The following is a 12,762-nucleotide window of genomic DNA, read 5'->3' on the forward strand; positions in this document are numbered from 1 at the left end:
AGAAACTGCCCGTTTGGAAATCCAAACGGGCAGTTTCTGTATGTTCGATACTGTTTTCGGAAGGCTACGACGCGTAGATCCCGGCCATCCAGTCCTCGACGTCGGACGGGTCGCGGGGCAGTGCAGCACTGAGGTTCTCGGGGCCGTCTGCCGTGATCAGGACGTCGTCCTCGATCCGCACACCAATGCCGCGGTACTCCTCGGGGATGCTGAGGTCCTCTTCCTTGAAGTACAGGCCGGGCTCAATGGTGAACACCATGCCCTCTTCGATGATGCCGTCCAGGTACAGTTCACGCCGTGCCTGGGCGCAGTCATGCACATCCAGGCCCAGGTGGTGGCTTGTACCGTGGGGCATCCAGCGCCGGTGCTGCTGGCCCTGTTCGGAGAGTGCTTCCTCCAGCGGAACCGGCAACAGGCCCCATTCCTGGAGACGCTCTGCCAGCACCCGTACGGCGGCGGCATGCACATCACGGAACTTGTTGCCCGGCTTTGCGGCAGCGAAACCGGCATCAGCGGCGTCCAGGACAGCCTGGTACACGCGGCGCTGCACTTCGGAGTACGTACCGTTGACCGGCAGGGTCCGGGTGATGTCCGCGGTGTAGAGGCTGTCCGCTTCCACACCGGCGTCCAGCAGCAGCAGGTCCCCGGCCTTCACTGCGCCGTTGTTGCGGATCCAGTGAAGCACCGTGGCGTTGTTGCCGGCAGCGGCGATGGTGTCGTAGCCGAGGTCGTTGCCTTCTTCCCGGGCACGGGCGAAGAATGCACCTTCGACGACGCGTTCCCCGCGCGGGTGGGTAATGGCGCGGGGGAGAGCCTTCACAACTTCGGTGAAGCCGTTCACGGTTGCGGCGACTGCCTCGCGCATCTGTTCGATTTCCCAGGCGTCCTTGACCAGGCGCAGCTCCGAAAGGGCTTCGGTGAGCTCTTCATCCTTTGAATCGAGGGCGCTGAAGTCCATGTTTTCCGGGTCGAGCGCGGTGTTGTAGCGGACGGTGTCCACCAGCGCGTCGACCATTTCATCGACCTTGCGCAGCAGCCGCACGGACACTCCGCCGAACTGCGGGTCGCCTACGTTGGACGTGATGGCGGTTTCAGCCTCGGAGAGGTCCCGGGTCGGCAGGTCCACGAGTGCGCTGACCTGTTCCAGGTTCATCCTCGACCCGATCCAGAATGCGCCGTAGCGTGCGTTGGAATAGAACTCTTCATTGTCGGTGCCGGCCAGCGGACGGAAGTAGAGGGTAGCGGTGTGGTGGCCGCCGTCGTCGCCCTTGCCTTCTTCCACCGGTTCCAGGACCAGGACGGCGTCCGGTTCGTGGTCCAGGCCCAGACCGGTGAGGTGGGCGAACCCGGAGTGCGGACGGAACCGGTAATCGGTGTCGTTGGAGCGGACCTTCAGGGGGCCGGCCGGGATAACCAGGCGCTCGCCCTTGAAACGCTCGGAGAGTGCACGGCGGCGGGCGGCCGCGTGGGGAGCCACTGCGGACTGCTCCGGAAGCTCATCGGACGCGGACGCCCAGCCGGAGGACATAAAGTCCTTGAACGCCTGCGATGTGGGGCGCTGGGAACGGTTGTTCACCCGGTCCTCAAGCGGCTGTCCCTCGGACAGTTCCTCAAGGCCGGAATCGGCGGGGTTCATGGAATTGGCTTCAGTACTCACCTGTCTATGCTCTCACCGGCAGTTAACAAGGCCAAACATGCCCTGGCCTCCGCGGAGCGCCAACGCCGGATCCGCGCGGCTAACCGCGTAGATTGGAGGGGTGAGAATCGACCTGCACACCCACTCCAATGTTTCGGACGGCACGGAAGCGCCCGGGGCAGTGATGGCCTCCGCCGCCGCCGCCGGACTGGATGCCGTGGCGCTGACGGACCACGACTCCACTGCAGGGTGGGGCGAGGCAGCCGAAGCGGCCCGCACCCTGGGCCTGATATTCGTTCCGGGCATGGAGGTCTCCTGCCGCACCGAGGACGGGATCAGCGTCCATGTGCTGTCCTACCTCCACGACCCGTCCCATCCGGGTCTGCTGGCCGAGATCGCCAAGTCCCGCTCGGCGCGGGTAAGCCGGGCAGAACGCATGGTGGAACGGCTTGCCGAGGACTACCCCATCAGCTGGGCAGACGTGCAGGAACAGGTTGCTCCCGGCGCCACTATTGGCCGGCCGCATATTGCCGATGCGCTGGTTGCCGCCGGGGTGGTGCCTTCGCGATCGGCTGCTTTCGCCGGAATCCTGACCGGACGCTCTCGCTATTTCGTGGCGCACTATGCCCCCGATCCCGCGCATGCGGTGCGCCTGATCCGGGACGCCGGGGGAGTGCCCGTTTTTGCACACCCCGAGGCGTCCGCGCGCGGACGTGTGGTGGGAGAACGGACTTACCTGGAAATGATCGACGCCGGGCTGGCCGGCGTGGAGATTGAACATCGGGACAACCCCCAGGACGGCCGCGCCTACCTGCGCCGGCTGGCTGCTGAGCATTCCCTGCTGGTGACCGGCTCCAGCGATTACCACGGAACGGGCAAGCCGAACCTGCTGGGGGAAAACACCACCAGCGCCGAAGTCCTGGAACGGATTACTGAACTGGGTACGGGCACGCCCGTCGTCCGGCCATAACTGGTCCGGCCATAAGAAGTAGTCCGGCAGGAGCCATCCGGTCCCTGGCGGCTAGAGCGCTGCAGGCGCCGGTCCCGGGTCCACGGACTCGGCCGGTGCGTTCTTCGGGGCCGCAGCGCGCCTGGCCCGGACGCGTTTTGGCTTGGCCGGCACCAGTACCTTTGCGGCATGTCCCAGCCGGCGCTCCATAACCTCAATGGCCTGCGGGTTCGCGTCGACGCAGACAAACCGGCGGCCGAGCTTCTCGGCTACCGCTCCGAGGGTTCCGGATCCCGCGAAGAAATCGAGCACCCAGTCGCCCTCGCGGCTGGAAGCGGCGACGGCGCGGCGGAGCAGGCCTTCAGGTTTCTGGGTCGGATAGCCGGTCTTTTCCCGACCGGTGGGGGAGACAATTGTGTGCCACCAGACGTCGGTGGGCAGCTTGCCAAGCGCCACCTTCTCGGGCGTCACCAGTCCGGGCGCCATATAGGGCTCCCGGTCCACTTCAGCATTATTGAAGTGATACGCAGCGGGATTCTTTACATAGACCAGGATGTTGTCATGTTTGGCCGGCCAGCGGTTCTTGGCCCGTCCGCCGTAGTCGTACGCCCAGATGATTTCATTCAGGAAACAGTCACGGCCAAAAAGGGCATCGAGCATCACCTTGACGTAGTGCACCTCGCGGTAATCCAGGTGCACGTAGAGAGTTCCGTCGTCAGCCAGCAGGCGCCAGGCTTCTGCCATCCGGGGTTCAAGGAACGCCCAGTAATCTTCGAAGGCATCGTCGTAGCTGGAGAGCAGTCCTTTGACCGTGGTGTAGCTGCGGCCCTTGAACCCAGTCCGGTCGCCGGTTCCCTCGACGCTGCGGACCATGGTGGTCTGCTGCCGGCGCTGCGCCCGGCCGGTGTTAAACGGGGGATCGACGTAGATCAGGGTAAAGGAGCCGTCCGGCAGGGTCGGCAGATAGTCCGCATTGTCTGCGTGGACTATCAGCGACCCGCCGTCCGGCGTCCAGTTAGGTGTGCTCATCCGTGTGCAGGTGATCCCGGCCTATTCGGCGGCGGGTGCCTTGCTGACTACCTCACCGTTGCGGCGGCGGGTACGGCTCCGGTTCCGGCGGGGACGGTCGGACTTGGCAGATTCGCCGGCTGCGGCGGGTGCTTCAGCTGCCTTCTCCGGGCTGCGGCCTGAGCCGTCGCGTGAACCCTCACGGGAGCCGCGGGCACGGTCGGAGCTGCGTCCGCGGTCGGAGGACCGGCCGCCGGAGCGCTGGCCCGAATCGGAGCGTGGAGCGCGGCGTCCGCCGGACTTGCCGGTCTCGCCGAGGTCTTCCAGCTTCTCAGCATCGATGCCGGCCAGCACACGCTTGTTGCGCGGCAGGCGGCCCTTGGTGCCTTCGGGAATGTCGAGGTCGGTGTACAGGTGGGGAGAGGAGGAGTACGTCTCCACCGGCTCCGCCTGGTCCATGCCCAGGGCCTTGTTGATCAGGCCCCAGCGGGGAACATCGTCCCAGTCCACGAACGTGACGGCCGTTCCCTTGTTGCCGGCGCGGCCGGTGCGGCCCACACGGTGCAGATAGGTCTTTTCGTCCTCGGGGCACTGGTAGTTGATCACGTGCGTGACGTCGTCGACGTCGATGCCGCGGGCGGCGACGTCGGTGGCAACCAGCACGTCGACCTTCTCGTTGCGGAAGGCACGCATGGCCTGCTCACGGGCGCCCTGGCCCAGATCGCCGTGGATGGCGGCGGCAGCGAAGCCGCGGTCCACCAGTTCCTCGGAGAGCTTGGCGGCGGTGCGCTTGGTCTTGGTGAAGATGATGGTGCGGCCGCGGCCGCGGGACTGCAGGATACGAGCCACGACCTCGCTCTTGTCCAGGTTATGCGCCCGGTAGACAACCTGGCGGATGTCCTTCTTGGTCAGGCCTTCATCTTCGGGATCAGCTGCACGGATGTGCGTCGGCTTGGTCATGTAGCGGCGGGCCATGGCGACGACGGGGCCGGGCATGGTCGCGGAGAAGAGCAGCGTCTGGCGGGTTGCAGGGGTGGCTGCCATCAGGGTCTCGACGTCGGGGAGGAAGCCGAGGTCCAGCATCTCGTCCGCTTCGTCGAGCACCACAATGCGCACGTTCTTCAGCGACAGCTGGCGGCGGTTGTGCAGGTCGATCAGGCGCCCGGGGGTGCCGACGACGATTTCAACGCCCGCCTCGAGCGCTTCGATCTGCGGTTCGTAGGCACGGCCGCCGTAGATGGTGACGATGCGCGCGCCGCGGCGGCGTGCCGCCGTCGTGAGGTCGCTGGCCACCTGGACCGCAAGCTCACGGGTGGGGACTACGATCAGGGCCTGCGGGGCGCCCGGCGCGGGCAGGGCGTTATAACCCTCATCGGCGGGGACCACTACGCGCTGGAGCGCGGGAATGCCGAAACCGAGCGTCTTGCCGGTGCCGGTCTTGGCCTGCCCGATGATGTCGTGGCCGCCCAGGGCAACCGGAAGCGTCATCGACTGGATGGGGAAGGGGTGGGTGATGCCGGCCTCTGCCAGAGATTCCACGATCTCGCTGCGGACACCGAAATCGGCGAACGTCAGTTCGGGAATCTCGGCAGCTGCTTCCGTGGTGGCGATGGTCTCGGTGACATCGAGTTCTTCATTGCTGTCATCAGCGGTCAGCGACGCATCGCTGACCTGGGAAAGTTCAGTGTTCAATTACATACCGTTCAGTTAGGCATTCTGCGCTGCCGCGCTCGACGAGGGGGCATAGGGCCCATCCCGGAGCGGTGGCACGCAGGTGATGCGTCCAGCGGAAGCCGATCGCGGGCTAACAACTGCTGGCCACTCCAACTGCATTCGGCAAAGGCAGCGGCCGGAAAATATCAAGATCGCGTAGGTACTGCGGGTCTCACAACCGGGTTGGTTAGTGTCTCCAACCGGCATTTCAAGAAGGTTTCAAGAAGTGGGAACGACCGGGCATCCATTTACTACCATTCCAGTCTACCCGGTACAGCCCCGCGGACCCGCATTTGGCTTCCCAGCGCGTTAGCCTCCGCGCCCCCGCCCCGGCGGCGGTGTGCGCCCACACAGGCAGAAGGGCCATGACAGAGTTTGAAGCCGCAGGGGGGTGGAAGTGGATTGCGACCCGCGACACACCGGTACGCTGGGCACATGAGCGAGAACAACTCGGCTTCAGCGCCGGCTGACATCGAAGCGCCCGGTACGCCGGAGGCCTACCGGCAGTTTTTGGCGGATCTCCTGGGCGTCATTGCCTATGGGGAGCTCTCCGCCTTCGAACGGATGTCTTCCGACGCCCGGTTTTCTCCGACCCTGCGGGACAGGGCGGCACTGGGCCGGCTGGCGGTGCGCGAATACAACCACTTTGAACGGGTCACGGCCTACCTTGAGTCCATGGGCGTGAATGCGGAGGACGCAATGGCGCCGTTCCAGCAGTCCGTAGATGCCTTCCACGACCGCACCCGGCCGGGGGACTGGTACGAATCACTCATGAAGTTCTACGTCACGGACGCGATCTCCGACGACTTCTATGCTGCGCTGGGATCATTGCTCGATCCCGCTGCTTCCAGCCTGATTGCGTCCTTGAAAACCGAAGGCGAAGCGCCGGTGGATGTGCTCTTCGTCCGGCTGCAGGAGTCCCTGAAGGATGATCCGCGGCTGGCATCGCGCCTGGCGCTGTGGGGCCGCCGGCTGGTCGGGGAAGCCCTGACCCAGGCCCAGCGCGTAGTGATTGAGCGGGCCCTGCCCCAGGGGTTGGACGGTTTCCTCAGCCGTGAGGAATTCGATGTACAGATCCGGGACCTGTTCAGTCAGCTCACCCGCAACCATTCACGCCGGATGTCCCTGCTGGGCCTCACCGCCTGACCAAATCCCGGCACAGCGGAATAGTGCCGGGTCCGCGCGATCAGTGCCCGCCGGCTGTAGCGTTTACGGCAGGCCGCAAGGCCGCCCCGCACGGACATAAACCGTGAACGGGGCATGGGCGTTTCGTTGGGGAGCAGTATGGGATCGGAATCACCAGGCGCCGTGCGCAGGGTACTTGGAGCGGCAGCGGTAGCAGCAGCAGTTGCCGCAGCGGCGACGGGCTGCGGAGCCGGCCCGGCGCCTCAGTCGCCGCCCGCTGCGGCGCCGGCTGTGCCTCCCATGGATGCCCCTTTTGAGCCAGCCAACGCCGAGGGAGGGAAAACCCCGCCTCCTCAGGGCGTTCCCGCCCAGGCCTGGGCCGCCCTGGAGAACTTCCTGGACGTGCGCACGGCCGCCGGTGCGCCGCTGCCGGAACCCGCGGCAGATCCTGACTGCTCCCTGCCCGGTCCGGGCTGCACCTGGGATTTCGGAGCGGAGACACTCGTCTGGTCAGCCGGCACCGGACCACGGGCACTGCGGGCGGAGATCTATGACCGCTGGAAATCTTCAGTTCGTTCCCTCGGATGGCCGGTAACTTCCGAGTACCTCTTCGGCGGGGACTACAGAACGGACTTCGAAAAAGGGTCGCTGATCTACGTCCCGCGGCTGGGCCGGATCATGGACTGGAACCCGGCGGTAGAGAAAGCAGCAGTAGTTATTGGGGACTCGCAGGCCGGGCACGACACCTGGGTGGGCAAGGGCCTTGCGTCCCTGGGATACACACCGGTCATCCTTGGTGCCGGCGGCACAGGGTACACACAGGGCAACGGGACGGTGGACAACTATCCGTCCGCGCTGGAAACCGAGCAGTGGCTCATGCCATGGGGTGATCCCGGGCTGGTTGTCCTGCAGGGCGGCGGCAACGACGCATATGGAGCTGACAACACGCAGATCCGGCAGAACGCACTGCAGCTCATCCGGGAAGTGAAGCGGACCTATCCCCGGTCCCGCATTGTGGTGGTGGGGGTTATCGGTGACGGTACCGGGCGGAGGGCAGAAATAGACGACCTGCTCGGCCGCGTGGCGGCAGAACAGGGGCTGGATTTCCTGAGCCCGAGGAACTGGTGGAAACGGTATTCGCTGACTTCAAAACTGGCAGACGGGCTGCATCTGAGCCAGGCGGGCCACACCGCTGCGGCACCGGTTTTCGCCCGGGAACTGGGAGCCGTCCTGAAGCAGGGCGGGGACTAGAGCTTGAGGATCCGTTCGAGCTCATCTTTGTCGCGCGCCGTGCGCCGGGCACCCGCGGCCAGCGCTGCCGTGACGGCCGCGGCCGGCCCGGTAAGGACAGGTATGGCCCAGGAGAGCCAGTAAAAGGACGGGCTGGTCACTACCGGAGTGAACTGCAGGATGATCCAGGCAAAAAGCCCTGCTGCCAGGGATATCCCCGGCAGCAGGAGGATGCCGTACGCACGCCGTCGCGGATCAGCACCCCAGACGATGAAACCTGCCGCTGCCGTTCCGGCGGCGGCGAGCATCAGTTCGCCCATGGTTTGCGGCTAGAGGGCGCCGAACCCGACGCGGCGGACTTCCTCGGCACCGATTTCCACGTAGCCGATCACGCCTGCGGGAACAATGATGAGCCGTCCCTTTTCGTCCTTGAGGCGCAGTTCCTTCGAGCCGTTGATTGCTTCGGCGACGGTGTCGGCGACCTGGTCCGCGCTCTGCCCGGACTCGAACACAATCTCGCGTCCGACGTTCTGGATACCGATCTTTACTTCCACCGTGGTGCCTCCTGTGTAAACGAACTCAAGTGAAACGAATCTACTCTAGATTTCCTTGGGGAAGCGGCTGATTCCGCGCCAAGCTAAACGGTAGACCAGCTCGGAAGCTGCATCTATGTCCAGGTCCCCGTCTGTTTCGAGCCAGTACCGTGCGCTGACCTGCGCCATTCCGGCCAGGGCCCGCCCCAGCAGTGTTGCCTCGAGGTGGGAGAGCTTTGTGTCCTCAGCGATGACGTCCGCAATGTCGCTGGCGAAGCGGGCGTTGAACGCCTCGATGCGTGAGCTGACCTCGTCGTCGCTGGTCAGGTCGGATTCAAAGACCAGCCGGTGGCCCTGGCTGTCCTGCGCCACGAACCGGAAATAGGCCCGCATGGTTTCCCGGACACGGAGCTTGTTGTCAGTGGTGGAGGTCAGCGCAGTCTGGAGGAACTGCGTGAGCGTTCCAAGATGGTCATCCAGCAGTGCCAGATAAAGCTCGCGCTTGCCCGGGAAGTGCTGGTAGAGCACCGGCTTGCTGACCTGGGCCGTGTCGGCGATTTCGTCCATTGCCGCACCGTGGAATCCGCGGCTGACAAAAACTTCCTGCGCCGCCCGCATCAGCTGCCGGCGCCGTTCTTCCCGGGGGAGCCGGGTGGACTTGCCGGCGGGCTGATTGCTCACGTGTAAAGGGACCTCTTTCGAATATTCCCGGACAGACCCGGGTTATGGGACAACAGTTTACCCGTGGGTAACCCTGTGGGAAGCGAACCTGAACGGCGGGGCCCGTACGGGGCTCGAATGGCGCTGTGCAAGGGCTTAGATTGGATCCCATGAGCATTGACCAGGCCGCGGCCCTGCCGCCTCTTACCGAGCCGGCGACCGAGCTGGACCGGGAGGAGAAGGAACGGTACTCCCGGCACCTGATCCTCCCGGGCTTCGGGGCGGAGGCGCAGCTGCGGCTGAAGAACGCCCGGGTCCTGGTAATTGGTGCCGGAGGGCTGGGCTCCCCGGCACTGCTGTACCTCGCCGCAGCCGGAGTCGGCACCCTCGGTATCGTCGATGACGACACCGTGGACACCTCTAACCTCCAGCGGCAGGTGATCCACTCAATGAACGACGTCGGTGCTTCCAAGGCGCGCTCTGCCCGGGACAGTGTGCTCGCCCTGAACCCGCTGGTGAACGTCCAGCTGCACGAGGTCCGGCTTGATGCCGGGAACGCCCTGGAGATTTTCTCCGGTTACGATCTCATCCTGGATGGAACGGACAACTTCGCCACACGCTATCTGGTCAACGACGCCGCGGAGATCCTCGGCAAGCCGTACGTGTGGGGCTCCATCCTGCGGTTCGACGGGCAGGTGAGCGTCTTCTGGGGAAAGCACGGTCCCACGTACCGCGACCTGTACCCGGAGCCGCCGGCGCCGGGATCGGTACCGTCCTGCGCCGAAGGCGGCGTGCTGGGTGTGTTGTGTGCACAAATCGGTTCGGTCATGGTCAACGAGGCCATCAAACTCATCACCGGCACCGGGCGCCCCCTCCTGGGCAGGCTGCTCGTCTTCAACGCCGCAGACATGACCTGGCGGGAAGTGGGGCTGCAGCGTGATCCGGACCGTGGGGCGGTCAGTGAACTCACCGATTACGAGGCGTTCTGCGGACTGGGTGCGGTGCCGGATACGCAGCAGGTTCCGGGCATCAGCGTCACCGAACTGGCCGGCCTTCTGGCCGGACGTGCTGCCGGGGAACTGGATTTTGACCTGCTGGATGTGCGCGAACCGGGTGAATACCAAATTGTGAACATCGACGGAGCCCGCCTGGTTCCGCGGGCACGCATTCTGGCGGGGGAAGAACTGCCGGAGGCAGGACGCACTGTCTACGTTTACTGCAAGTCCGGGGGGAGGTCAGCGGAGGTGACAAGCTTCCTGCGTGCCGCCGGGTACGGCAGCGCCTTCAACGTAGAGGGCGGAATCCTGGACTGGGTGCGCAGCGTGGAACCGGAGAAACCGGCCTACTAGCACTGCGGGACAAACGCTCCAGGGGAGCAGCAGCTTGTTAGGCGGACCGGGCGGTGTCTGTCGATCCGTCGTCGTGCTTTTCCCGGGGCTGGTCCACGGTAATGCCGTAAATGGCTTCCAGGCCGCGGATGTAGTCATCCTGCTGGCCGCTGGCTGCCAGTTCGCGGGCACGGACGGCGGGGACGTGGAGCAGGGCCTTGACCATGCGCCGCATGGCGAATTCGACTTCCTGTCCGGCACCGGTGCAGCCGTGCTGTGCGCGGACCTTTTCAAGCTCCTTGTCCAGGACGCCGAGGGTGTGCTTCCGCAGTGCCACGATCGCCGAGTCCAGCTCACGGCTGAGCTGCGCTTCGGAAAACGCCTGGGCAGCGTCGGTGACAATCCGGTTGGCCTGCTGCAGGGATTCGGCCTGCTCCGCAGGGGCAGCCAGACGGACGGACTCCAGCGTGATCAGGTCAACGCCGTCGAGCTCCCGGACTGCCGGGTCGAAGTCGTGGGTCAACGCCAGGTCGATGATGACCAGGGGTTTGCCGGAACCGTTGCGTACCCGGCGGATGTCCTCGGCACTGACCTGGTTCTCGGAACCCGAGCAGCCAATGACGACGTCGGCGCGGGCAACCGCTTCGCCCAGGGACTCCCGGTCCAGTGCCGTGCCGCCGCGGGACGCGGTGAAGGACTCAGCACGCCCGGAGGAGGAGTAGACCGAGATGTCGGTGCAGCCGCGTTCCTTGAGCAGGGCCATGGTGGCTCCCGCATAGGCGCCAGTGCCGAAAACGACGACGGCTTTGTTCCGCCAGTCAGTGTCAACGGAAAGATCAGTGGCCAGCTCAAGCGCCACGGACACGATTGAAAGGCCGCGCTTGCCCAGGGCAGTGAGGGCGCCGACGTCCTTTGCCGTGCGTGAGGCGGTCTGGAACAGGCGCGTCAGGGTGCCGCTGGCAGTTCCCTTTTCCTGTGCCTCAATAAGTGCGCGGCGCACCTGCCCGGCAATTTCGCGTTCCCCGACGACGGCGGAGTCAAGTCCTGCGCCGACGGCGAACAGGTGCTTGGCGACGTCCTGGCCGGTGTTGGTGGTGAAGGACCGGGAGACGAGGTCTTCATCCAGTCCGGAGTGCCGGCTGATCTCGGCAACGGCCGCAGAACGGGCTGCTTCCAGGTCTGCCTCCGAGCGGGCTTCGCAGTAAACCTCGAAGCGGTTGCACGTGGCCAGAACCACGGCGCCGGCCACGGCGGGGCCGTTTTCCAGCAGGGAGGAAGGGACCTTGGGCGCGCCGGCACTAAGCCGGGCAACGGTTTCCAGGTCTACGTCAGAGTGTGTCGCAATGAGGGATAAGAGAACCACAGTGGCTTAATACTAGCCACCCGTTGCTCAATCGGTGTCATTGGCGACGCTCGTCACGGGTGATCTCGGACGCAATCAGCGGCTGGACTCCGCTTCCATCTGCCCGACGAGCCCCGGTTATCCTTTGGCAGTTTTTTTGGAGAGAATCAGAATATGACTCTCAGCGCCTCTCATCCGCTCATGGATGGCCGCACGGCCGATTCCCCGCTTATTGCTGCCTACCGCGGCAAGACCCCGTCCCGGCGTCCGGTCTGGTTCATGCGCCAGGCAGGCCGGTCCCTGCCGGAATACCGGAAGGTCCGGGAGGGGATTGGCATGCTCGATTCGTGCCTGCAGCCTGAACTCGCGTCCGAGATAACCCTTCAGCCGGTCCGCCGTCATGATGTTGATGCCGGCATTTTCTTCTCCGACATTGTCATTCCGCTCAAGCTGGCCGGAGTGGACGTGGACATCGTTCCGGGAGTGGGGCCGGTCCTGGGCGCTCCGGTGCGCACCGCCGCCGACGTCGCAGCCCTGCCCGAACTCACGGACGAGGCGCTCGAACCCATCCGCGAAGCCGTCCGGCTCACGGTGGACCAGCTGGGCTCGACGCCGCTGATCGGCTTTGCCGGCGCACCCTTCACGCTTGCCGCGTACATGGTCGAAGGCAAGCCCTCGCGGGACCACCTCGGTCCGCGGACCATGATGCACGCCGATCCCGAAACCTGGCAGGCACTCACAAACTGGGCCGCTGATGCCTCCGGCAAGTTCCTCCGTGCCCAGCTGGAAGCGGGAGCCAGCGCAGGCCAGCTCTTTGATTCATGGGCCGGTTCGCTGGGTCTGGCCGACTACACCTCCAAGGTGGCCCCGGCCTCCGCCCGGGCACTTGAGCACGTCCGCGGACTGGGCGCCCCGCTGATCCATTTCGGCACCGGCACCTCCGAACTGCTTGCTGCCATGCGGGACGTGGGAGTCGACGTCGTCGGTGTTGACTACCGGCTGCCGCTCGACGAAGCCAACCGCCGCCTGGGCGGAAGCGTCCCGTTGCAGGGCAATATTGATCCCGCGCTGCTCGAGGCGCCGTGGCCGGTGCTGGAAGCCCACGTCCGTCAGGTCCTGGAAGCGGGTTCGGCTGCGCCGGGCCACGTGGTGAACCTCGGACACGGCGTTCCTCCGGAGACTAACCCCGAAGTGCTGACCCGGGTGGTGGAGCTCATCCACTCCGTGGAGCCGTAGCC

The 12,762-nt window shown here is 65.2% G+C and carries 12 protein-coding genes; 5 read left to right on the plus strand and 7 right to left on the minus strand.

What is annotated here, in order from left to right:
• Positions 1-64 precede the first annotated feature (64 nt).
• Entirely contained in the window at positions 65-1,636 is a 1,572-nt protein-coding gene (locus AO716_RS03170) for an aminopeptidase P family protein (RefSeq protein ID WP_055239488.1), read from the minus strand.
• A 121-nt stretch (positions 1,637-1,757) separates the two neighbouring features.
• Between AO716_RS03170 and AO716_RS03175 the strand changes: the two genes are divergently transcribed.
• Complete coding sequence (locus tag AO716_RS03175; protein ID WP_055239489.1) at positions 1,758-2,606, plus strand: PHP domain-containing protein; 849 nt, start codon at positions 1,758-1,760, stop codon at positions 2,604-2,606.
• A gap of 51 nt (positions 2,607-2,657) precedes the next feature.
• Here the strand turns inward: AO716_RS03175 and AO716_RS03180 are convergent, their stop codons facing one another.
• Together AO716_RS03180 and AO716_RS03185 are read right to left on the minus strand one after the other, a co-directional pair.
• A complete protein-coding gene (locus tag AO716_RS03180; protein ID WP_082413268.1) occupies positions 2,658-3,614 on the minus strand; it encodes a DNA-methyltransferase in 957 nt (318 codons plus the stop codon).
• Positions 3,615-3,635: 21 nt separating this feature from the next.
• Complete coding sequence (locus AO716_RS03185; RefSeq protein ID WP_055239490.1) at positions 3,636-5,285, minus strand: DEAD/DEAH box helicase; 1,650 nt, start codon at positions 5,283-5,285, stop codon at positions 3,636-3,638.
• Positions 5,286-5,741: 456 nt separating this feature from the next.
• On the opposite strand from AO716_RS03185, the gene AO716_RS03190 reads away from it, so the two are divergent.
• Positions 5,742-6,452: a ferritin-like fold-containing protein gene (locus AO716_RS03190; RefSeq protein ID WP_082413269.1), complete on the plus strand. Its 711-nt coding sequence runs from the start codon at positions 5,742-5,744 to the stop codon at positions 6,450-6,452.
• Between the two features lie 138 nt (positions 6,453-6,590).
• Positions 6,591-7,682 (plus strand): GDSL-type esterase/lipase family protein, encoded by a 1,092-nt coding sequence (locus AO716_RS03195; RefSeq protein WP_152969837.1) that lies wholly within the window; start codon positions 6,591-6,593, stop codon positions 7,680-7,682.
• Here AO716_RS03195 and AO716_RS03200 read toward each other — a convergent pair.
• The 3 genes from AO716_RS03200 to AO716_RS03210 are packed head-to-tail and all read right to left on the minus strand — an operon-like array spanning position 7,679 to position 8,875.
• Positions 7,679-7,981 (minus strand): hypothetical protein, encoded by a 303-nt coding sequence (locus AO716_RS03200; RefSeq protein WP_055239492.1) that lies wholly within the window; start codon positions 7,979-7,981, stop codon positions 7,679-7,681. The genes AO716_RS03195 and AO716_RS03200 overlap by 4 nt on opposite strands.
• A gap of 9 nt (positions 7,982-7,990) precedes the next feature.
• On the minus strand, positions 7,991-8,215 hold the full coding sequence (locus AO716_RS03205) for a DUF3107 domain-containing protein (protein WP_055239493.1): 225 nt from the start codon (positions 8,213-8,215) through the stop codon (positions 7,991-7,993).
• Positions 8,216-8,260: 45 nt separating this feature from the next.
• Entirely contained in the window at positions 8,261-8,875 is a 615-nt protein-coding gene (locus tag AO716_RS03210; RefSeq protein WP_055239494.1) for a TetR/AcrR family transcriptional regulator, read from the minus strand.
• A gap of 149 nt (positions 8,876-9,024) precedes the next feature.
• Between AO716_RS03210 and moeB the strand changes: the two genes are divergently transcribed.
• The gene (gene moeB / locus AO716_RS03215) at positions 9,025-10,203 is read left to right on the plus strand and encodes a molybdopterin-synthase adenylyltransferase MoeB (RefSeq protein WP_055239495.1); all 1,179 of its coding nucleotides are present in this window, start codon (positions 9,025-9,027) and stop codon (positions 10,201-10,203) included.
• Positions 10,204-10,240: 37 nt separating this feature from the next.
• Here the strand turns inward: moeB and AO716_RS03220 are convergent, their stop codons facing one another.
• A complete protein-coding gene (locus AO716_RS03220) occupies positions 10,241-11,545 on the minus strand; it encodes a glutamyl-tRNA reductase (protein ID WP_055239496.1) in 1,305 nt (434 codons plus the stop codon).
• 153 nt (positions 11,546-11,698) lie between these two features.
• On the opposite strand from AO716_RS03220, the gene hemE reads away from it, so the two are divergent.
• On the plus strand, positions 11,699-12,760 hold the full coding sequence (gene hemE, locus AO716_RS03225; RefSeq protein ID WP_055239497.1) for a uroporphyrinogen decarboxylase: 1,062 nt from the start codon (positions 11,699-11,701) through the stop codon (positions 12,758-12,760).
• The last annotated feature ends 2 nt before the right edge of the window (positions 12,761-12,762 follow it).

The organism is Arthrobacter sp. Edens01 (genome assembly GCF_001307035.1).
In the GTDB taxonomy this organism is placed as follows: Bacteria; Actinomycetota; Actinomycetes; order Actinomycetales; family Micrococcaceae; genus Arthrobacter_B.